The sequence below is a fragment of the Limnohabitans sp. TEGF002 genome (assembly GCF_055395845.1).
The window spans coordinates 2816277-2837264 of sequence record NZ_AP029224.1 but is presented as its reverse complement, the minus strand read 5'-3'; the positions used below and the strand labels follow the sequence as shown (position 1 = coordinate 2837264).

Annotated in this window: 22 protein-coding genes and 1 pseudogene; 11 read left to right on the top strand and 12 right to left on the bottom strand. The window is 60.2% G+C overall.

Features of this window, described 5'->3' with window-relative positions:
- Nucleotides 1–72: 72 nt before the first annotated feature.
- The 3 genes from argJ to ACZ5SR_RS14205 are packed head-to-tail and all read left to right on the top strand — an operon-like array spanning nt 73 to nt 2674.
- Entirely contained in the window at nt 73–1302 is a 1230-nt protein-coding gene (argJ, locus tag ACZ5SR_RS14215) for a bifunctional glutamate N-acetyltransferase/amino-acid acetyltransferase ArgJ (RefSeq protein ID WP_464449282.1), read from the top strand.
- On the top strand, nt 1299–2201 hold the full coding sequence (locus ACZ5SR_RS14210; RefSeq protein WP_464449281.1) for an ATP-binding protein: 903 nt from the start codon (nt 1299–1301) through the stop codon (nt 2199–2201). The genes argJ and ACZ5SR_RS14210 overlap by 4 nt, the downstream gene beginning before the upstream one ends.
- A complete protein-coding gene (locus tag ACZ5SR_RS14205) occupies nt 2198–2674 on the top strand; it encodes an NUDIX domain-containing protein (protein ID WP_464449280.1) in 477 nt (158 codons plus the stop codon). Before ACZ5SR_RS14210 ends, ACZ5SR_RS14205 begins: the two co-directional genes overlap by 4 nt.
- A 41-nt stretch (nt 2675–2715) precedes the next feature.
- Here the strand turns inward: ACZ5SR_RS14205 and ACZ5SR_RS14200 are convergent, their stop codons facing one another.
- The 7 genes and pseudogenes from ACZ5SR_RS14200 to ACZ5SR_RS14170 form a co-directional block, all read right to left on the bottom strand.
- On the bottom strand, nt 2716–2934 hold the full coding sequence (locus ACZ5SR_RS14200) for a DNA gyrase inhibitor YacG (protein ID WP_464449279.1): 219 nt from the start codon (nt 2932–2934) through the stop codon (nt 2716–2718).
- Nucleotides 2931–3686, bottom strand: coding sequence for a cell division protein ZapD (zapD, locus tag ACZ5SR_RS14195; protein ID WP_464449278.1), 756 nt, complete (start codon nt 3684–3686; stop codon nt 2931–2933). Before zapD ends, ACZ5SR_RS14200 begins: the two co-directional genes overlap by 4 nt.
- Before the next feature lie 22 nt (nt 3687–3708).
- Nucleotides 3709–4326 (bottom strand): dephospho-CoA kinase, encoded by a 618-nt coding sequence (gene coaE / locus ACZ5SR_RS14190; protein ID WP_464449277.1) that lies wholly within the window; start codon nt 4324–4326, stop codon nt 3709–3711.
- Nucleotides 4327–4330: 4 nt separating this feature from the next.
- Nucleotides 4331–5167 carry a prepilin peptidase gene (locus ACZ5SR_RS14185; protein ID WP_464449276.1) on the bottom strand — a complete coding sequence of 279 codons (837 nt, stop codon included), beginning with the start codon at nt 5165–5167 and terminating at the stop codon, nt 4331–4333.
- Between the two features lies 1 nt (nt 5168).
- A complete protein-coding gene (locus ACZ5SR_RS14180) occupies nt 5169–6365 on the bottom strand; it encodes a type II secretion system F family protein (protein WP_464449275.1) in 1197 nt (398 codons plus the stop codon).
- Nucleotides 6362–7549 (bottom strand): annotated as a pseudogene (locus tag ACZ5SR_RS14175) (GspE/PulE family protein); the annotation flags it as partial. The gene ACZ5SR_RS14180 and the pseudogene ACZ5SR_RS14175, both read right to left, overlap by 4 nt.
- A gap of 184 nt (nt 7550–7733) precedes the next feature.
- Nucleotides 7734–8894 carry an ABC transporter ATP-binding protein gene (locus ACZ5SR_RS14170; protein ID WP_464449274.1) on the bottom strand — a complete coding sequence of 387 codons (1161 nt, stop codon included), beginning with the start codon at nt 8892–8894 and terminating at the stop codon, nt 7734–7736.
- Between the two features lie 47 nt (nt 8895–8941).
- On the opposite strand from ACZ5SR_RS14170, the gene ACZ5SR_RS14165 reads away from it, so the two are divergent.
- Nucleotides 8942–10576: an ABC transporter permease gene (locus ACZ5SR_RS14165; RefSeq protein ID WP_464449273.1), complete on the top strand. Its 1635-nt coding sequence runs from the start codon at nt 8942–8944 to the stop codon at nt 10574–10576.
- On the opposite strand, the gene ACZ5SR_RS14160 is transcribed toward ACZ5SR_RS14165, so the two are convergent.
- Nucleotides 10561–11022, bottom strand: a complete 462-nt coding sequence (locus tag ACZ5SR_RS14160; RefSeq protein WP_464449272.1) for an HIT family protein — start codon at nt 11020–11022, stop codon at nt 10561–10563. The genes ACZ5SR_RS14165 and ACZ5SR_RS14160 overlap by 16 nt on opposite strands.
- Before the next feature lie 345 nt (nt 11023–11367).
- On the opposite strand from ACZ5SR_RS14160, the gene ACZ5SR_RS14155 reads away from it, so the two are divergent.
- The 5 genes from ACZ5SR_RS14155 (at nt 11368) to ACZ5SR_RS14135 (ending at nt 14948) form a co-directional block, all read left to right on the top strand.
- Nucleotides 11368–12318: an IS30 family transposase gene (locus tag ACZ5SR_RS14155; protein WP_464448415.1), complete on the top strand. Its 951-nt coding sequence runs from the start codon at nt 11368–11370 to the stop codon at nt 12316–12318.
- A gap of 158 nt (nt 12319–12476) precedes the next feature.
- Entirely contained in the window at nt 12477–12806 is a 330-nt protein-coding gene (locus ACZ5SR_RS14150) for an ArsR/SmtB family transcription factor (protein ID WP_464449271.1), read from the top strand.
- Between the two features lie 85 nt (nt 12807–12891).
- Nucleotides 12892–13302, top strand: a complete 411-nt coding sequence (locus ACZ5SR_RS14145; protein WP_464449270.1) for a DsrE family protein — start codon at nt 12892–12894, stop codon at nt 13300–13302.
- Between the two features lie 50 nt (nt 13303–13352).
- Nucleotides 13353–13661, top strand: a complete 309-nt coding sequence (locus ACZ5SR_RS14140) for a c-type cytochrome (protein WP_464449269.1) — start codon at nt 13353–13355, stop codon at nt 13659–13661.
- A gap of 12 nt (nt 13662–13673) precedes the next feature.
- A complete protein-coding gene (locus ACZ5SR_RS14135; protein ID WP_464449268.1) occupies nt 13674–14948 on the top strand; it encodes an FCSD flavin-binding domain-containing protein in 1275 nt (424 codons plus the stop codon).
- A 111-nt stretch (nt 14949–15059) separates the two neighbouring features.
- On the opposite strand, the gene ACZ5SR_RS14130 is transcribed toward ACZ5SR_RS14135, so the two are convergent.
- Nucleotides 15060–16124 (bottom strand): YeeE/YedE family protein, encoded by a 1065-nt coding sequence (locus tag ACZ5SR_RS14130; protein ID WP_464449267.1) that lies wholly within the window; start codon nt 16122–16124, stop codon nt 15060–15062.
- Nucleotides 16125–16226: 102 nt separating this feature from the next.
- Here ACZ5SR_RS14130 and ACZ5SR_RS14125 point away from each other — a divergent pair, with 102 nt between their 5' ends.
- Together ACZ5SR_RS14125 and ACZ5SR_RS14120 are read left to right on the top strand one after the other, a co-directional pair.
- Nucleotides 16227–16724 carry a thioredoxin fold domain-containing protein gene (locus ACZ5SR_RS14125; protein WP_464449266.1) on the top strand — a complete coding sequence of 166 codons (498 nt, stop codon included), beginning with the start codon at nt 16227–16229 and terminating at the stop codon, nt 16722–16724.
- A gap of 50 nt (nt 16725–16774) precedes the next feature.
- Nucleotides 16775–17476, top strand: a complete 702-nt coding sequence (locus ACZ5SR_RS14120; RefSeq protein WP_464449265.1) for a Crp/Fnr family transcriptional regulator — start codon at nt 16775–16777, stop codon at nt 17474–17476.
- A gap of 395 nt (nt 17477–17871) precedes the next feature.
- On the opposite strand, the gene ACZ5SR_RS14115 is transcribed toward ACZ5SR_RS14120, so the two are convergent.
- From ACZ5SR_RS14115 to ACZ5SR_RS14105, 3 genes are read right to left on the bottom strand one after another with little or no spacing between them, the layout of a single operon-like run.
- Complete coding sequence (locus tag ACZ5SR_RS14115; protein WP_464449264.1) at nt 17872–18870, bottom strand: cytochrome d ubiquinol oxidase subunit II; 999 nt, start codon at nt 18868–18870, stop codon at nt 17872–17874.
- Between the two features lie 50 nt (nt 18871–18920).
- Complete coding sequence (locus ACZ5SR_RS14110; protein ID WP_464451060.1) at nt 18921–20279, bottom strand: cytochrome ubiquinol oxidase subunit I; 1359 nt, start codon at nt 20277–20279, stop codon at nt 18921–18923.
- A gap of 24 nt (nt 20280–20303) precedes the next feature.
- Complete coding sequence (locus ACZ5SR_RS14105) at nt 20304–20900, bottom strand: GbsR/MarR family transcriptional regulator (RefSeq protein ID WP_464449263.1); 597 nt, start codon at nt 20898–20900, stop codon at nt 20304–20306.
- Nucleotides 20901–20988: the final 88 nt, after the last annotated feature.

Sequence of the window (20988 nt, the reverse complement as noted above, 5' to 3'; positions counted from 1 at the left end):
CAACAAAACGGGCTTCGGCCCGTTTTGTCCGTGAGCCGACTGAAATACCTGGTGTTTTCCTGAAAGAAGTTTATGCCCGTCAATTTGCCCCCACTGGACCCCTCGCAACTGAGCCCCATCGCAGGTCTGCGCATCGGCATCGCCGAAGCAGGTGTGCGCAAAGCCAACCGCAAAGACCTCACTGTATTTTTGCTGGACGAGGGCACCAGCGTCGCGGGTGTGTTCACGCGCAACCGTTTTTGCGCCGCTCCTGTCCAAGTTTGCCGCGAGCATCTGGCTGCTGGTAACGCGGTGCGCGCCTTGGTCATCAACACGGGCAATGCCAATGCGGGCACGGGTGCCCCGGGCTTGGCCCATGCCCGACAGACTTGTGAAGCCTTGGCCGGTTTGTTGCATTGCACGCCCGCGCAAGTGCTGCCATTTTCGACCGGCGTGATCATGGAGCCGTTGCCCGTGGACCGCATCGTGGCGGGCATGCCTGCTGCACTGGCTGATGCGCAAGCCGCTCACTGGGCCAAGGCCGCAGAAGGCATCATGACCACCGACACCGTGCCCAAAGCGGCCAGCGCGCAGGTGCAAGTGGGTGGCCGGGCCGTGAGCATCACCGGCATCAGCAAGGGCGCGGGCATGATCCGCCCCAACATGGCCACCATGCTGGGGTTTGTAGCCACCGACGCGTGCATCGATCCCGCCTTGCTGCCTGCACTGGCCAAGCAGTTGGCCGATGGGTCGTTCAACCGCATCACCATCGATGGCGACACCTCGACCAACGATTCCTTCATGCTGATCGCCACGCACAAGGCGGCGCATGCCCCCATCACGTCACTCGATAGCGCAGACGGCCAAACCTTGGTACAGGGCTTGATGCAAGTGGCCCGCCAGCTGGCCCACGCCATCGTGCGCGATGGCGAGGGCGCGACCAAGTTCATCACCGTGCAGGTCGAAGGCGGCCGCACGGGCGAAGAGTGCCGCCAAGTGGCTTATGCGATTGCGCATTCGCCCTTGGTCAAAACCGCGTTCTTTGCCAGCGACCCCAATCTGGGCCGCATTTTGGCCGCCGTGGGTTACGCCGGTATTGAAGACCTGGACCAGGGCCTGATCGAGCTGCACCTGGACGATGTGCATGTGGTCTCGCAAGGCGGTCGCCGCGCCGAGTACCGCGAAGAAGACGGTCAGCGTGTCATGAAGGGCAGCGAGATCACCGTGCGTGTGGGCCTGGGTCGGGGCATCGCCAGCGACACCGTGTGGACCTGCGACCTGAGCCACGATTACGTCACCATCAACGCGGACTACCGTTCATGAACTCTCCTGCTTCTTCAGCCCTGGACCAACTGCTGGCCAAAGTCAGCCAGTTGGTGGACCGGATCGAATCGGTCTTGCCTCAACCCCTGTCGGCACCCGACTGGACGCAGGCCATTGCCTGGCGCTACCGCAAGCGCTCGTCTGGCCACGGTGTGCTGGAGCCTGTGCGCCATGTGGCGGCCATGACGCTGGCTGACCTGAAAGAAATCGACGACCAAAAAGAAAAGTTGCAGCGCAACACCGAGCAGTTTGTGCACGGCCGTCCGGCCAACAACGTCTTGCTCACGGGCGCACGCGGCACTGGCAAATCGTCGCTCATCAAGGCCTGCCTGAACACCTACGCGCCGCAAGGCCTGCGCTTGATTGAAGTGGACAAGGAAGATTTGACCGATCTGCCCGACATCATCGAAGTGGTGGCGGGTCGCCCCGAAAAGTTTGTGGTCTATTGCGACGACCTGAGCTTTGAAGACGGCGAACCCGGCTACAAAGCGCTCAAGTCCATTTTGGACGGCACCGTGGCTGCCTCGACCCCCAATGTGCTGGTTTATGCCACCAGCAACCGCCGCCACCTCTTGCCCGAGTACATGAGCGAGAACCTCACCTACAAGCACACCGACGACGGTGAAGTGCACCCCGGTGAAGGTGTGGAAGAAAAGATCTCCCTGTCCGAGCGCTTTGGCCTGTGGATCAGTTTCTACCCCTTCTCGCAAGACGAGTACCTCACCATTGCCGGCCAGTGGCTCAGCGCTTTGGGCGCGACACCCGCGCAAATCGAGGCCGCTCGCCCCGATGCGCTGCTCTGGGCTTTGGAGCGCGGTTCGCGCAGTGGCCGTGTGGCCTACCAATTTGCGCGGGACATGATGGGCCGCCAAACCGATCGCCCCGTGGACCGCGCATGAGTGATTTGCTGGTCGCCGATGGCGAACGTGAGCGGCAAGACCCCACTGCAGGCCAGGCCGAGCGGGTTGTGGTCGATGTGGCGGTGGGCGTGCTGATGCAAGGCGAAGAATTCTTGTTGACCTCGCGCCCCGAGGGCAAGGTGTATGCAGGCTACTGGGAATTCCCCGGTGGCAAGCTCGAAGCTGGTGAGTCGGTTGAGCAGGCGCTGCGCCGTGAACTGCAAGAAGAGCTGGGCATCACCATCGGTCAAGCGCAGGTCTGGAAAACCCAGATGGTCGATTACCCACACGCCTTGGTGCGCTTGCACTTTTGCAAGGTGTGGGACTGGCAGGGCGAGTTGCAAATGCGCGAAGCGCAATCACATGCTTGGCAGACCTTGCCGGTTGGAGTGGTTCCTGTGTTGCCCGGAACGGTGCCGGTGCTGGGGTGGTTGGCCCAAGAGCGCAGCTTCAGCGGTGCCACACACGCCTGACGTCCCCCTGAGGTGAGCAATCCCGCGTTATCGGCTCAGGCTTATTGCAGGCGTGGATCGCCAAACGGCTCGTCTGGCGGGGTGTCGTCGGGCAGTTTGAATTCTTCGCTGGCCCAGGCCCCCAAGTCCACGCCCTTGCAGCGGGCGCTGCAAAACGGGCGGTAGGGATTGCTGGGGCTGTAAAGGCTGTTGCCAGCGCAGGCCGGGCAACGCACCTTGCGGGGTTCAAAACCTGTTGAAGGCTGGTTCGAGTCGCTCATGCGCACAAAGTCATCTCGAATGGCACGTCGTCGGTGGTGGCCACCAATTTGCCGTCGCTGTGTTGGTACATCATGCGGATCACCACCAGCAAGCGGTTGCAGCTGATCTCGGGCGTGATGCCCAAAGCGGGGTCGATTTTGAGGCGCAGCAACTGAAAAGTGCGCCCTTGTGGCAGGTTTTGTTGCAGCTGACCGGTTGTGGCCATGACCTTCTGGCTGCTGCCCGATTCGCGCAGCATTTGCAGCAGCAGCTTCACAGCTTGGGCCAAGGGGGCAAAAGGTTCAACCCATTGCGACAGGTCTTGGGTGCGGCTGGCGGCATCGTGGTGCTGCCAAGCATGGTAGGCGGGCAGGTCAAATTCGCAGGTACCACCGGGAATCACAGCGCGGCTGCGCAAGGCCATCAGGAAATCGTTGTCGTTCAGACTTTGGCCAATCTTGCCGGTGATCTGGTTGAGCGCTTCAAAATGCTCGTCGAGCTGGGCGATCAGTCCGTCCAAGGCTTTTTCGGAGATGGCCGGGTTGCCTCGGTAGCCGTTGTAAAGCTGCTTTTGTCGTTCCAGGTCTTTGAGTACATCGGATTTGAGTTCCGAGCGCGAAGCCACCTCGATGATCTCGAACAAGGTGGTCAGTGCAAAGTGGTGGTCCAACGGCTCCGTGCGGCCCATCAATTGGCCCAGGCGGTTGAACAATTGTTGCAGCCGCAGGTAAGTGCGGATGCGTTCATTAAAAGGGTATTCGTACAGTATCACGCGGCTTCTTCCAGTGCCGCCATCATAGCCCGAAGTCAGCAGCCACTTGGGTCACTAAGGCCTCCAATTCGACCAGACTCAGGCCTTGGTTGAAGATGACCACATCGGCGCAGGCCAGTCGTTGTGCACGTGTCGCTTGCAGGGCCACAATGCGGTCAATTTCTTCGGCAGCCAGTCCGCTTCGGACCATGACCCTTTGCCGCTGGGTCTCGGCATCGCAGTCCACGACCACCACCCGGTCCACCTGCTTGCGCCAGCGTTCGCCCGACTCCACCAGCAAGGGCACATCGAACACCAGCACGCGGTGACCGCTTTGCATGGCCGCTTGCGTCTGTTCGCCCGTGATCAGGCTCACCAAGGGGTGGATGATGGCTTCGAGCTGTTTTTTGGCTTCGGGATTCTGGAACACGGTTTCGCGCATGGCTTGCCGGTTCATGGCGCCCTGGGCGTCGATCATGCCTGAACCGAAGGCCTGAGCAATAGGGGCAATTGCCCGTCCGCCAGGCGCGGTCACGCTGCGCGAAATCGCGTCGGCATCGATCACGGCGGCACCCCGGGCGGCCAATATGCCCGCCACGGTGCTTTTGCCGCTGCCGATGCCGCCAGTCAGGCCAATGCGCCAAATTCGCTGAGTGTTCATGGTGTTAAACAGGCAAGACAGGCAGGGGCCCCAAGGCCATGACCCACAAACCTGCCAAGGCCAAATAGGGACCAAAGGGAATATAGCCGTCTTCGGCCAGACGCTGGCGTACGCGTAACCACAGCCCGATGGCAACGCCCGAAACGGACGCGATCAGCACCACCGACAACAGGGCGGGCCACCCGAGCCAAGCACCCAGTGCGGCCAGCAACTTGAAGTCGCCCTGGCCCATACCCTCTTTGCCAGTAGCCCATTTGAACAGCCAATAAACCGACCACAAAAAGAGGTAGCCCACAACGGCGCCCCACAAGGCCGTGGGCAAGCTCACGGCGCTGAGGTTCAGGCTTGCCGCCAGCAAGCCCGACCAGACCAAAGGTTGGGTGATGGCGTCTGGCAGCAGTGTGGTGTCGGCGTCGATGGCGGCCAGGGTCACCAGCGCTGCTGCAAAACCAGCCCAGGCAAAAGCTTGCGTGCTCAGACCATGGCGGTGAAAAATCCAGACAAACAAGGCTGCCGTCAGCAGTTCGATGGCCGGGTAACGCCAGCCAATGGGCGCCTGGCATTGGCGGCAGCGGCTTTTCAACCACAGGTAACTGAGCACAGGGATTTTTTCGGACCAGGACAAAACATGACCACAGTGCGGGCAGTGAGAGCCGGGCGTAGCGATGTTGTAGCGCTGGGCAGGCGGCTGAGAGGCGTGGTTGGGGGCTTGTTCATGGCAGGCCTCGGCCCATTGCGCCTCGAGCATGCGGGGCAACCGGTAAATGACCACGTTCAGAAAACTGCCCACCACCAAGCCCAGCACCACCACGGCGCCCCAAATGAGTTCACCGGCGACCATCTCAGAACACCTGACCCAAACGAAAGATTGGCAAATACATGGCCACGAGAATACCGCCAATCAGACCACCTAGTACGACAATGATCAAGGGCTCGAGCAAACTGGACAAGCCGTTGACCCGGTCACCCACTTCGGTTTCCATCAAACCCCCTGCACGCGCCAGCAAACTGTGCAAGGCACCGGTTTCTTCGCCTGTGGCGCACAGCTGCACGATCATGTCCGGGAAGCGTCCGCTGCGGGCCATGCTTTCACTCAGTCGGCTGCCTTGGACCACTTGCCTTTGCAGCTGTGTCGTCACGCGTTCATAAACCGCGTGGTCGCAGGCCTGTGCCACCGGCCCGAGGGCTTCGCTCAGGGGCACGCCTGCTGCCAACAAAGCTGACAGGGTTTGCGCCCAGCGTGCGACCACTGCGGTGCCAATCAGTGGACCGAGCAGCGGCAACTTGAGCAGCCAACGGTCGCGCAAAGCTTGGATGCGTGCTGGAGCACCCTGAGGGCGCTGCCAAACCCAGAAGCCCAGCAACAGCGCCAAAGCCGCCAGGGGCCCGGCCGAGCTCAGGCCTTCACTCAGTGTCACCACCATTTGGGTGGGCCAAGGTAAATCGGCACCAAAAGACTGGAAGACCTCTTCGAACACCGGCACGACAAACACCAGAATCAGCACCAAGACCGCAACGGCCACCACCATGACCACACAGGGGTACATCAGGGCCGATCGCACGCGTGAGCGCAGGGCTTCGTTTTTCTCCAGGGTGTGCGCCAGGCGCTCAACCATCGTGTCCAGAATGCCTGCAGCTTCACCCGCTTGCACCATGCTGGTGTAAAGCCCCGAAAAGTGGCTCGGGTGTCGGGCCAGGGCCTCATGCAAAGCCATGCCGGAGGCCACATCGTCGCGCACGGCATGCACCACTTCCATCAGGGCCACGGCGCTCTGACTGCGCGAGAGCATGTCCAAGGCCTGCATCAAGGGCACGCCTGCACGCAGCAGTGCTGACAACTGACGTGTCATCAGTGACAGGTCGGCGGGCTTGACCCGGGCTGGGCTTTCAAACCAAAGGCGTTGCAGTCGCAACTGTTGCACACCTTGCCTGCGCAAGCGGGCTCGGGCCAGACCTGCCTCTTGGGCTTGCAAACGGCCTTGCACGGGGCGGCCTTGGGCATCGCGCCCCTGCCAGGCAAACACAGGCAGTTTGCTCATGCGCCGTCTCGGGTGTTGGCCACCACCTCGTCCAGCGAGGTGATGCCTTGCAAAACCTTGCGCAGGCCTGCCAGCCGGAGGCTGGGCACCCCTTCGCGCTGCGCCTGTTGAGTCAAAGCTTGGCTGCCGGCCTCTTGCAGGATCAGGGCCTGCATCTCGGCGCTCACAGGCATGACCTGAAAGATCCCGGTGCGCCCTGAAAAACCCTTGTAGCAATGGACACAACCCACGGGCTGCCAGATATCGACGGTATCGGTGGTCAACCAGGCAGCAGGCATGCCCGCTTGCACCAACACGACCGCAGGCACTGTGACCTGTTCCTTGCACAAAGGGCACAGGCAGCGCACCAAGCGCTGCGCAGTGATCAGGGTCACACTGGCCGCAATGTTGTAAGGGGCGATGCCCATGTTTCTCAGGCGCATCAGCGTACCCGGGGCATCGTTTGTGTGCAAGGTTGACAGCACCAGATGCCCTGTCTGTGCCGCCTGAACGGCGATGTTGGCCGTTTCCAGGTCGCGCACTTCGCCCACCATCAAGATGTCCGGGTCTTGCCGAAGAAAAGCCCGCAAGGCGATGGCAAAGCTCAGACCGGGTTTGTCTTGCACATTGACCTGGTTGATCCCGTCCAGCTGAATTTCGCAAGGGTCTTCCACCGTGGCGATGTTCACCTCTGGCGTGTTGATCCGGTTCAGGCAGGCGTAAAGTGACTGGGTCTTGCCCGAACCGGTGGGCCCAGTCACCAGAACCATGCCGTGCGGGCGTTGAATCGCTTCTACTAAGCGGGCCAGGTCATCTTGCTCATAGCCTAGGTGGTTCAAATCCAATTGGGCCTGGGCGGAATCCAGAACACGGATGACCAGTTTTTCGCCAAACAGGGTGGGCAAAGTGCTGATGCGCAAATCCAGCTCGCGACCGCTGGCCAACTGCAGCTTCATGCGGCCGTCTTGTGGAAGGCGTTTTTCGGCAATGTCGAGTCGCGACAGCACCTTGATGCGCGAAGCCAGCCGGTCTTTCAAGGTGATGGCCGGAGCGGCCACTTCGCGCAACTCGCCATCGATGCGCATCCGAACCCGGTATTGGTGCTCATAGGGTTCAAAGTGCAAATCCGAGGCCTTCAGGGCCACAGCTTGCTCCAGCAGTTGCTGCACCAAATGCACCACAGGCGCGTCGTCGACGGCAGCCGATTTGGGCCGGTTGCTGAGTGGCTCCAGCATGGTCTCCCCCTGAATACTTTTGTTTTGCCATGGCATCATGAGCCCCATCCGGCAGTTTGTAAATGCATCGGCTCAAATTCGCGCCGTTTAGAGCCTGGGCACCTGCAGGCTCAGCCGTGGCAACAGGTAGTCGCTCGACCAGCCGAGCGCCTTTTTAGACGAATTTGACGGGCTGGTACTGCGGGTCGGTGTGCTCGCAGGCCTCGGCTTTGGCGCAGGGCATCTGGCACAGCTCGCGGTCGGTCACCGGGCAAGCGCGGTTGAAGGTCACCACGTGGTCCACCTCGGCGCGGATTCCGATCCATTCGCCCAGCTTGTGGTCGTGGTGGCTGGGCACGTGGGCCATCAACAAGTCACCGCTGGCCAAGCGCAGGGTGTACAAAAACTCGGAGCCGCGAAAGGCTTTGCGGATGATTTCTGCCTTCACGGGTGCATCGTCGTCGTGCACGATGTCATCGGCCCGCAGCAGCACATCGCATTCGCCGCCTTCAAAAGCGCAGGGCAGGGGGCATTCGGCCACGTCGCGCAACTCGCCCACCGGGGTGCTGACCAAAATGTGTCCGTCCACCTCACGCAGCGTGGCGGGCGTGAAAACGCCGTGGCCAATGAAGTCGGCCACAAAACGCGTCGCCGGGCGGTGGTAGAGGCTGTAGGCATCGTCCCACTGGTGCAGCTGGCCTTCGTTCATCACACCGATCACGTCGCCAATGGCAAAGGCCTCGAGCTGGTCGTGCGTGACCAGCAGCGCGGTGGCCTTGGCGGCTTTGAGGATGTTGCGCACCTCGTGTGCCAAGCGTTCACGCAGGTCGATGTCCAAATTGGAAAACGGCTCGTCCAGCAGCAGCAGGTCGGGCTTGGGGGCCAGAGCGCGGGCCAGTGCCACGCGTTGCTGCTGGCCGCCTGAGAGTTCGTGCGGAAAGCGCTTGTCAGAACCCGCCAGCCCCACCAGCTCCAGCACCTCGGTCACGCGTTTTTGGCGTTCGGCCTTGGGCAGGTGTTCCAGCCCAAAGCCCACGTTGCGGCCCACATCCATGTGCGGAAACAGCGCGTAGTCCTGAAACACCATGCCAATGCGTCGGCGCTCAGCGGGTTCGGTGTGGCCTTTTTCGCTGACCACCCGGTCGGACAGCAAAATTTGTCCACCCGACACCGCCTCCAGCCCCGCCACAGCCCGCAGCAAAGTGGTTTTGCCGCAACCCGAGGGTCCGATCAACACACCAATGTCGCCCGCGCGCAGGCCCAAGTTCACCCGCTGCACGGCGGGCGTAGCGCTGCCGGGGTATTGGATGTCGAGTTGGCGCAGTTCTAGAAACATGCTCTGGATTGTAGGCAGGTTGTTTGGCGCTCCTACAATCCAAGACTATGCTGACCTCTTTGGCCCGCCGTTTATCGGGTCTCCCTTCTTTGCTCTTGGCCTTGCTGGCGCTGGCTTTGGCCTTGCCGGTTTTGGCCGTGCTCGGTTCTTGGCTGCAGTGGAGCAGTGAGAGCGCCAGCATCTTGCGCGAGATGGCCGCTACTGTGCTGCCCGATTACGCACTGACCACGCTGGGCCTGTGCGTCATGGTGGCGGTGGGCGTGACGGTGCTGGGCTTGGCCACCGCCGCCTTGGTCACGCTGTTTGATTTTCCGGGGCGCGGCGTTTTTGAGTGGCTGCTGCTCCTGCCCCTGGCCATGCCCGCCTATGTGGTGGCTTATGCCTACACCGACTTTTTGCAGTTCAGCGGGCCGCTTCAGGTGGCTTTGCGCGAAGCGCTGGGCTTGCAGGGGCGTTTGTGGCCCGATGTGCGCAGCGTCTGGGGCGCGGCTCTGGTGTTCACGCTCTCGCTTTACCCGTATGTTTATTTGCTGGCCCGCACCGCCTTGGTCGAGCGCGCCTCGGGCTTGATGGAAGCGGCGCGATTGCTGGGTGCCCCTTTGTCCCGCCGCATCCGCGAAATCGCGCTGCCGCTGGCCCGCCCTGCTGTGGCCGCAGGCGTGGCGCTGGCGCTCATGGAGACATTGGCCGACTTTGGCGTGTCCAGCTACTTCGGCATCCAGACCTTCACGGCGGGCATTTACAAAGCTTGGTTGTCGATGGACAACCGCATCGCCGCCGCGCAACTGGCCACGGTGTTGCTGGCGGTGGTGGTGGTTTTGTTGCAGCTGGAGCAACGCGCCCAAAAGCGCATGCGCTTCAACCAAGGACGCGGTTCGCGCCAAGGCAGCGCCGAGGCACAGCCCGTGCAGTTGCACGGCACGCATCGCTTGTGGGCTTGGACAGTGTGCAGCTTGCCGGTGCTGTTGGGTTTTGTGCTGCCGGTTCTCATCATGTTGCGCGCCTTTATGGGCGAGACGAGTGAGATGCCGTGGGAGCGCTTTGGCCAGTGGGCCTGGACCAGCTTGCGTCTGGGCGCGATTACCGCGGTGCTGGCGGTTGGCGTGGCGCTGGCGCTGGCCTTCAGCGTGCGCACCCGGGCCGACCGCATCAGCCAGGGGGCCATTCAGCTGGTGGGCTTAGGTTACGCCATTCCCGGTGCGGTGGTGGTGGTCGGTCTGCTGTTACCCGTGGGTTGGATTCAACAAACCTGGCCCGCATCGTCTGCCGGGGCCTGGATCACGGCCACATCGTTGGGGCTGGTGTGGGCGTATTTGGTGCGCTTTTGTGCCGTGGCGCTGCAGTCGGTGCAAAGCGGCTATGCCCGCATTCCAGCCAGTCTGGACGATTCGGCCCGCATGCTGGGTGTCACCGGCTGGGGCCTGATGCGCCGCGTGCACGCGCCCCTGTTGCAGCGCACCACAATCGCGGCCGCCCTACTAGTGTTTGTGGACGTGATGAAGGAGCTGCCAGCTACCATGGTGTTGCGCCCCTTCAACAGCGACACCTTAGCTGTGGTGGCTTACCAGCTGGCTCGCGACGAGCGCCTGGGCGAGGCCGCGCTGCCCTCGCTGGCACTGGTGCTGGTGGGTTTGATTCCGGTGATCTTGCTCAGCCGGACTTTGCGTCAGAGCGTCCGCTGAGTTGGGCTGGCCATGGCCTGGCGCAGCCGCTGGGCGTAGTCTTCTAGCACTTCGCGGGACGGGTCCTTGCGGGGCCAGGACAGGGTGATCCCGTCGTTGGCGTGGCGCGGCACCACGTGCATGTGGAAGTGAAAAACAGTCTGGTCACCTTCTTTGCCGTTGGCTTGCAGCAAGGTCAGACCAGGTGGATCAAAGCTCGCCATCACGGCCCGTGCGACATGGTGGGCGGTGCGCATCACGGCGGCGGCCTCTTCTGCAGTCAGTTCCAGCAAGTTGGCCGCGTGGCGCTTGCTGGCCACCAGCACATGGCCTGGGTTGACTTGACCCAGGTCCATGAAAGCCAGGGTCTGCGCATCTTCAAAGACGATGGCTGCGGGGATGTCCTTGGCCACCAGCGTGCAAAAAATGCAGCTGCCAGGCGGAGAATGGTCGACGAACATGGGCATGAGGGCGTCCTGCTTGGCGGAATGGAAGAGGTGTTGAACCAGCCAGGATTTTGCACGCCCTGAACCGATGGCCGCAGGCCAGCCGCCCTCACATCTGCCCTGTCCATAAGCCGATGCACCCCTAAGTTTGCCCCGTTGCATGCAAAGCCACCAGCCGAGCCGCCCACGCAAATGCGCTATCCACCTGGGTCATGGCTGGCCGCTTATCTGTATTTGCGCATAAGCAAAGAACAAATCAATGGTGGCGGATTCAAGTACGAGGTGCAACAAAGATGAACCCGGTGATGGGTGGCTGAGGATGTCAAGGCATCATGGCCACTCAAACCGCCAAGTCCAAGTTGCCAGATGTACAAGCACCTCAGCCGAGAAGAACGATACCAAATTCACAGCCTTTTGAAAGCCAAACAGACCATTAGCGAGATTGCCCGATCCCTGGGCAGGAACCGCAGCACCATCAGCCGCGAACTCAGCCGTGGTCGTGGCCAGCGTGGCTACCGCGCCGAACAAGCCTGCGCCAAGGCGTCTGAGCGAGCACAGCGCAGCCGTAATGCCCGCCGTGTAGATTCCAAGGTCTGGTCCGATGTGGATTTCTACCTGGGCATTCAATGGAGCCCCGAGCAGATTGCAGGCAAGGTGGCGGTCAGCCATGAGAGCGTCTATTTGCATGTCTATGCGAACAAGGCTGCCGGTGGTGATTTACACACGCACCTGCGCAGCCAAAAGCCCCGGCGCAAACGCCACCTGTGCGGGCGTGACAGGCGTGGCCAGATCCCGAACCGCCGCCCGATCAGCGAGAGACCAAGTCACATTGAAGATCGCAAGCAAGTGGGCCACTGGGAGGGAGATACCGTCATTGGCGCGGCTCACAAACAAGCCATCGTGACACTGGTAGAACGCAAGAGTGGCTTTGCTGTGCTGGCCAAAGTGCCCAACAAGTCTGCCGATTTGGTGGGCCGGGCCATTGAAGCCAAGCTCAAGCCCGTGAACTCACGGGTGAAGACCTTGACGGTGGACAACGGCAAGGAGTTTGCCGATCACCAGGCCATCGATCAGGCCCTTGGCATCCAGACTTACTTTGCCGATCCGTATTGCAGCTGGCAGCGCGGCAGCAACGAGAACTTCAATGGTTTGCTGCGCCAATACATTCCCAAAAAGCGGCGCATGGAAACTGTCACCGATGAGGAGTTGACTATGATCGAAAACAGATTGAATCACCGGCCCAGAAAGCGGCTCGGATTCAAGACGCCATACGAGGTGTTTCACGCCTCGTTGAACCGTGTTGCACTTCGTCCTTGAATCCACCGGTTTGAAACTTCGCCAAAATTGGCCACAATGTTCAAGTTGGTGACCTGCAAGGCGCACGCGCCACTGGCAGTCACGTTCGCATTGTCCTGTTCTCGAGGCTTTTTGCCGGACAATCGTGCGGCATTTCAGATATTCGAAGAAAAGACACCATGGCCAAATCAGTACCACCGGAAGACAACGTCCTGACCGAATCGGAAGAGGTTTTTGAAAAAGCTGCCGAGGTCTTTCGGGTCATGTCGGCCCCTATGCGTTTGCGCATCATCAGCGCCCTCTGCAATGGCGAAAAGAACGTGGGTGAGCTGCTGGCCGAGATCGACACCACCCAGCCCAACATGTCGCAGCACCTGAACACGCTCTACCAAGCCGGCGTTCTGGGTAAACGCCGCGAAGGTGTACAAATTTATTACCGCATCATCAACGACCGCGTGGTCACGCTGTGCCGCGCCGTGTGTGTGCAGATCGCCAGCGAAAGCGATTGAAAGATCGACGTCAGTTTCGGGCCGGGTTTTCACGGGCATGCTTTCACCATTGACCCGGCTAATATCCATACTTAAGGAGAAACGAATGAAAAAACACCTCTTATTGATGTCTGGCCTGCTGGCTTGCACCCTGAGCTGGGCAGAGATCAAGGTGGTTTACCACCTGAGCGAGGGCATCCCCCAGGCATCTCGGGCCATAGGCAACATCCGCAACCACCTGGCCGCTGACCCGACCGCGAAAATTGTGGTCGTCACCCACGGTCTGGGCATCGACTTTTTGATCGATGGTGCCACCAATCAGATGGACCAGCCTTTTGCTGGCGGCGTCAGTGACCTGGTCAACAAAGGCGTGGAGTTCCGTGTGTGCAACAACACCCTGGTGTCGCGCAAAATCTCTGCCGACAAACTGCTGATGGAAGCCAAAGTCGTGCCCTCCGGTGTGGCCGAAGTGGCCAAGCTGCAGGCCAACGAGAAATTTGTGTACTTGCGCCCCTGATGGGCGTTGAGACGTTCATTCGCCCCGACTGTTTTTTTCGAGGAAGACCCATGAAGATTCAACACGCTTTGACAGCGGCCGCCCTGGTGGCCTTGTCTGGCCTGGCCCAAGCCCAGGTCGATCCGCTGCATGTGCGCAGCTGGGCTGCATCTTGCGCAGCCTGCCACGGTACCAACGGCCATGCCCAGCCCGGCATGATTTCTTTGGCAGGTGTCCCTAAAGAAGTCACCATTCAGAAAATGCTGGACTACAAAGCCGGTCGCGTGCCTGCGGCCACCATCATGCACCAGCTCTCCAAGGGCTATTCCGACGAGCAAATCGCCGCCATCGCTGGCTACTTTGCCGCCCAGAAGAAATAAGGAAGAACTGCCATGCAACGTCGTCATTTTTTGCAGACTGGCTCCGCTTTGGGCGCCATGGGACTGGTTTCGGGTTGTGCCACCGTGGGTGGCGGCAGTGGCCCCAAAGTGGTGGTCATTGGCGGGGGCTACTCCGGCGCGACAGCCGCCAAATACCTGCGCATGTGGTCAGAGCACAAGATCCAGGTCACCCTGGTCGAACCCAGTGATGCTTTCATCTCCTGCCCCATGTCCAACTTGGTCATTGGTGGCAGCAAAACCATCACCGAAATCACCACGCCTTATGACAACCTGACCAAACGCCATGGTGTCAAGGTCATCAAGGACCGCGTCAATACCATCGACGCCGACAAGCGCATCGTCAAGCTGGCCAGTGGTGCCGAGCTGAGCTATGACCGCCTGATCGTCTCGCCTGGCGTGGATTTCATGTGGGAAACTTTGCCCGGCATGAACAAGGCTGGCGCCAAAGACAAAGTCATGCACGCTTGGAAGGCGGGCGAACAGACCGTCACCCTGCGCAAGCAACTCGAAGCGATGCCCGATGGTGGCGTCTTCGCCATGTCCATTCCGCTGGCGCCTTATCGGTGCCCCCCCGGCCCCTACGAGCGCGCTTGCCAAGCGGCCGAGTACTTCAGCAAGGCCAAGCCCAAGAGCAAGGTGCTGATTCTGGACGCCAATGACGACGTGACCTCCAAAGGCCCCTTGTTCAAAAAAGCATGGGCCGAGCGCTACAAAGGCATCATCGAGTACCGTGGCAAACACAACGTGACCGATGTCGATGCGGCCACCAACACCTTGAAGTTCGAGTTCAACGACGACATCAAGGCCAGCGTGCTGAACGTGATCCCTTCCATGCGTGCGGGTGACATCGCCGTCAATGCCGGCTTGGCCACCGCCAACAAGCGCTGGTGCGAAGTCGACTTCCTCACTTTCGAATCCAAGGCCGCCAAAAACGTGCACGTTTTGGGTGACGCGATCCAGATCGCACCGGGCATGCCCAAGTCAGGCCACATGGCCAACCAGCACGGCAAAACCTGTGCGGCGGCTGTGGTGGCCTTGTTGATGGGCAAAGAGGTCAACCCTATGCCGATCTACAACAACACCTGCTACAGCTATGTCAGCAGCAAAGATGTGGTCCACGTCGCCAGCGTGCACAAGTACGACGCCGAGAAGAAAACCATGCTCACTGTCCCCGGCTCGGGCGGCGTGTCCAGCGCGGCCAATGAACTCGAAGGTGTGTACGCTTGGTCTTGGGCGCAAAACATCTGGGCCGATACCTTGGCTTGATGCACCCTGCGCGTGGCTGTTGCCACGCCACAAAAAAACGCCGCAGTCCTTGGGACTGGCGGCGTTTTTTTATGCCCGTTCAGCGCTGTATGGCCAGCGCTCAAAATCCATTCAGATCTGCCAGCCCATGCTGCGGTGAATGCGCCAGGACAGGCCCGCACCCAGCCAAATCGCGATCAGGGTCAACCAAGCGGTGAGCGAAAAAATCGAACCCCCGGTCATGCCCGCACCCACGGTGCAGCCGCCTGCCAACACTGCGCCAAAGCCCATGAGCACCGCACCTGTGAGGTAGTGGCCCAGTTTGTTTTCGGTCTTGAAGCCCTCGAACTTGAAATCACCGCCCATCAGTGCGCCCAATAAAGAGCCCACAAAGGTGGCAGGCAGCAAACCCGCATCAAAGCCCAGGCTGGGCGATGTGGCGCTGGACAGCACCCGCATCAGCATCTCGGCCGATGCGCTGCTGAAGCTGAGACCCTGAATTTGCACCGCTTCAAACGACTGCGAGGCGATCGCCTGCGTCAGGCCCCAGCCCATCGCAATGCTCAAGCCCACAACGATGGCACCCAGCGCCAAGCTCCAGCGACGCTGGTGCGTCTTGAAGAAAAAGAAAAATCCCGTGCCCAAAGCCAGCAACGCCAACACCAAGCCACCCGTGGGGCCCATGCCCGTGATCTGCAGCAAATCACGTCCGGCTCCGCCATCGATGGGCCACCAGCCAGCCATGGCCTGGCGGGCAGGGGCCAGCCAACCTGCAATGCTGGCCTGCACCGTGACGGCAAACACCAAGCCGGCCAGCAAGGCGCGCAAATTGCCATTGCCCGACAAAATCAGCAGGCGGCTGGCGCAGCCACGCGTCAAAATCATGCCCGCCCCAAACAACAATCCACCCAGCACCGCGCCTGAGATGCTGCCGGGAGGGCCAATGTAGCGGGCGTCAGAAGGCTTGAGCCAGCCCAAGAACACCAGCGCCTGCACGCCCACCAGTGCCGCGCCAAAAGCCAGCCACCACACGCTGAAACGGTCGCCCGTTTTACCTTCGCAGCATTCCACCACGGCCGCACGGGCACAAAACCGGGTGCGCTGGGCCGCCAGGCCAAAGATGAAGCCCACCAATGCACCCGCCATGGCCAGTACATTCGAGTCTCCCCAGGTTTCGAGCAAGCTTGCGAGATTCATGGATTTCTCCAATAATTCATTGGGTTCTTATATTCAAAGTGCGGCAATGGCAAAGCGTCATGCCGTCACACAAAACCCGCTATTGTCCACTGTCTGCAATTCATGGATTCCAACCTATCTCTATTTTCTTTGTCTGCTTTGCGCCGTCGCGACTGGCTTTTACGGGTGGGGGTATCTCTTGCGGCCACACCCGTTTGGGCGCAATCTGGCCGTGCGGCCACCTTGCCTGCCGCCCAGTCGCTGCCCGACGAACTGGCTCGCGCCCTGAAAAACAAGCAGCCCCTGATCGTCATGGTCAGCCTCGATGGCTGCGTCTTTTGCCGCCAAGCCAGGCAAAGCCACCTCTCGCCCATGGCGCTCTCAGGCACCGCGATCGTGCAGGTGGACATGCGCAACAACCAGCCGGTACTCGACTTTGCGGGCAAGCTGACTACGCACGATGAACTGACTCGGCGGTGGAAAGTCACCATCACCCCCACGCTGCTCTTTTTTGGGCCCGGTGGCAAAGAAGTGGCCGAGCGCATGGAAGGGGCCTATCTGCCAGACTTTTACGGCCCTTACCTAGAAGAGCGCATGGCACAGGGCCGTAAAGCCCTCTAAACCTGACCCTGCGACAGTTGGTGGCACGTTGGACGTGCTAAATTCAAAACATGATCCCCATCAAGATTGATTCGGCCTGGAAAGGCACCTCGGACTGCCGCAACTGCGGTATCCGAGACATGGTGCTGTTTGCCGATCTGAACGAGCAGGATTTTGGCGAAATCCACACCCCCATCGATGACATGGTGTTCTCGGCTGATGCGCGCCTGTACACCGAAGGCCAAACGGCCGTAGGTGTGTTCACCTTGCGCAAAGGCATGGTCAAACTGGTACGCGCCACTGCCGATGGCCGCGAACGCATCGTGCGCGTGCTGCGCCCGGGTGACGTGATCGGCCTCGAAGCTTTGGCCACCGCCCGCTACGACTGCGAAGCCATCGCCCTGGTCGAAGCCCAGGTCTGCCGCATTCCGCTGTCGGTGTTGCACCACCTCTCAGCCAATTCGCCACGCCTGCACAAGCGCCTCATGCAAAAGTGGCAACAAGCCCTGAAAGATGCCGACGACTGGCTGGCCGACCTGAACTTCGGCTCGGCCCGTCAACGCGTAGCGGCCTTGGCCCTGAAAATGCGTGATCCCGACGAACCCGGTATCACCTCGTTTTTTGCACGCGACGACATGGGCGCCATGCTCGACATCAAACTCGAAACCGTCAGCCGCGAAATCAGCAGTCTGGTGCGCGACGGCGCCCTGAAGCCTTGCGACAAACAGGGCCGGCGTTATGAAATCACGAGCGAGGTGCTGTTGCAGCGCTGAGCTGGCATTGCGCGGCGTATGCGCCAGCCGATTGTGGACAACGGGACCCATCCAGAAGGCGTTGCAATCGGCATCTGGATCAGACCATCCAACGAGCATCTGATTCACAGCCTTGTTGCCTGCATTCGCTGTTATGACGAGAAGCGAATCAAAGTGTCATTGGGGTCACTCGGAATATTCCAATGTCGAAAAAGCCTGGGACTTCCGTCATAAACCAGTCCACGAATTTAGCTGCGCCCCCCTATGCCGTCTAAAGAGGAGGACTGCTTTTCTGAAGTGTGGAGCCTCCTCAAAACCCGCAGTGACTCATTTTTAGACCTTGATTGCCTTGAGTCGAAGTTTGAGTCTGAGTCAGTGTTTATTGACATAAGCCACTTGGATAATCCGTCTCATGTTCAGCCGTACTTCAGCGCAGTCGCCTTGCCCCAAAACACGCGGTACATGAACACCGTGTAAGCGATGATCACCGGCAGCGTGATGGCTACACCGACAAAAATCACATTCAGCGACGCGGTGCTGATTGCTGCTTCCCACACCGTCATGCGGCCAATCACAATGTCGGGAAAGATGCTGTAGGCCAAGCCGAAGAAGGCCAGCACAAAAATCAACACGGTATTGGCAAACACCAGCCAGCCATAGCCCGCGTTGACCAAGTTCGCGCGCGTGAGCACCCAGCGCATGGCAAAGAACGCCAAGGCGCACATGAGGGGGACCGGCAGCAGGGCAAAGACCTGCGGCACACCAAACCATTTCTCCAGCACGCCCTCTTTCACCAGCGGTGTGGCCGCGGATATGGCCAGCAGGGCAGCTGCCATGGGCCACAGCACGCGCTGAGCCCAGCGCACGGCTTTTTGCTGCAGATCGCCTTCGGTTTTCATGATCAACCAACCCGAGCCCAGCAACACATAAGCGGCGGGTAATGTGATGGCGATGCCTAGGCTAAATGCCCAGCCCAGCGGTCCGTCGGCAAAACCGGTGATGTAGCTGCCCAGCATCCAACCTTGCGACGCACTGGCCATGAGCGATCCAGCGAAAAACGCGCGGTTCCAGAATGGCTTGTACTTCAGCGGTGCTTTCACCCGGAAGTCAAACGCCACACCGCGCAAAATCAACCCGATCAGCATCACCGCCACGGGCAGGTACAGCGCTTGCAGCACCACGCCATGGGCCATCGGAAAGGCGATCAACAACACACCAACGCCAAGCACCAGCCAGGTCTCGTTGGCGTCCCAAAAGGGGCCAATGCTGGCGATCATGGTGTCCTTCTCGGCGTCGGCCGCTTGTAAAAGCAGCAAGCCAACGCCCAGATCGTAGCCATCCAAAATCACATAGGCCAACAGGGACAGCCCCATCACAGCCAAGAAAAACAGCGGCAGAAATTCAGCCCAAGTCATGGTCGCCTTTCAAATTCATTTGCAAAAACACATCAGCTGGGAGCGGTGCATCACACCCCGGCTTTGCCCAGCAAGGCACCCGTAGGTGCATCCTGTCTGTGTTCTTTGGGGTTCTCGGCCATGTACTTCAACACGCCCACATAAGTGACCAACAGCAGGCCGTACACCACCAAGTAGGCCGTTAAGGTGAGCGCAATGTAGGGCGGCGGCAATGTGGTGGCAGCTTCGCTGGTGCGCATCAAACCGTACACCAGGAAGGGCTGGCGACCGATCTCGGTCACGTACCAGCCCGCCAGCGTGGCGACCCAGCCGGAGAACGCCATGCCCGAGAGCACCCACAGCAGGGGCTTAGGCAGTGTCACTTCAGGCTGGCGGCGCTGACGCCACAAGCGCCAAGCGGTAAAGCCTGCCACCAACAGCATCAGCGAACCTAGACCCACCATCATCCGAAAGGCATAAAACACCGGTGCCACGGGTGGGTGCACACCCTCAAATTCGTTGATGCCTTTGACCTCGCCGTCCAGCTCGTGGGTCAAGATCAGGCTCGCGACTTTTGGGATCTTCACCGCGAAGTGGGTGGTGCGTGCTTCTTGGTCGGGAATGCCAAACAGCGTCAGCGGTGCGCCGCGCTCGGTTTCCCAGATGCCTTCCATGGCGGCGACCTTGGCTGGTTGGTGCTCCAGTGTGTTGAGGCCGTGCATGTCCCCCACGAGGAACTGCAGTGGCATCACGCAAGCGGCAGTGAAAACGGCCGCACGCATGGCTTTGTGGGTGCCGCGCGTGGCGCTGCCTTTGATCAGTTGCCAAGCGCACAAGCCGGCAATCAAGAACGACGCTGTCAACGCCGAGGCGAGCAATTTGTGGGCAAACCGGTAGGGGAACGAAGGGTTAAAAACCACCGCCAACCAATCGGTGGGGATGAATTGGCCGTTGACGATTTCAAAACCTGCCGGGGTGTGCATCCAGGAGTTCAGGCTCAGGATCCAGAAGGCCGACATGGTGGTGCCAAACGCAACCAAGAAAGTGGCCACCAGGTGCACCCGCTCGCTCACCCTGCCGCGACCAAACAGCATGATGCCCAAGAAGCTGGCCTCCAGGAAAAACGCTGTCAGCACCTCATAGCCGAGCAGCGGCCCAGAAATATTGCCCGTGCGCTCCATGAAGCCCGGCCAATTGGTGCCGAATTGGAAGCTCATCACAATGCCTGAAACCACGCCCAACGCAAAGGTGAGCGCGAACACCTTGGTCCAAAAATAGTAAGCCTCTTCCCAAGCCATATCTCGGGTCCGGGCAAACCGCAATCGGAAGAACAGCAAGAACCAGCACAGCGCGATGGTGATGGTGGGGAACAGGATGTGGAAGCTGATGTTCGCGGCAAACTGGATGCGCGAGAGGATGAGTGCGTCGATGTCCATGGTGGCTTTCTTTGGGGATCAAGCGCTGTCGCGTGTCTGGCCAGTGACCGGTGCTTTGTTGCCGCGACCGGTCAAGCGGTCTTTGAATTCGAGCACCTTGGTCACAGTGGCGCCCATGCCCATGAGTTGCATGGCGGTCTCGGGTGCAAGTTTTTGCACGTCGTCAAACCAAGTCATGAGGCGGTCAATCAGGTCGTGCATTTCGCGCATGCGCTGCTGGGCATGTCGCTCTGCGTCGGTGCTGGGCGTATCGAGCAAGGCAGTTCTCAGCATGGACAGCGTGGGCTCGATTTCACGGCGGCGGCGCTCTTCGGCCAGCACCCGAAAGATTTCCCACACGTCGGCTGGCGCCTCAAAGTACTCGCGCCGGTCGCCCGATTGGTGGCGCAAACGCACCAGTCGCCAAGCCTGCAACTCTTTGAGGCCCATGCTCACATTGGAGCGCGAGAACGCCAGCGCTTCGGCAATCTCATCGGCATTCAAAGCCTGCGGCGACACATAGAGCAGCGCGTAAATTTGGCCGACCGTGCGGTTGATGCCCCACTTGCTGCCCATTTCACCGAAATGGGCGATGAACTCGCGGTTCAGGGACGGGATTTGATCTGAGATAGACATGTCTTAATTCTAACCAAAACTACCGAATTTACAGAAATGACTGAAATATCAGGAATAGATGAGCAAACATCCCAAAGCGTGAATCATG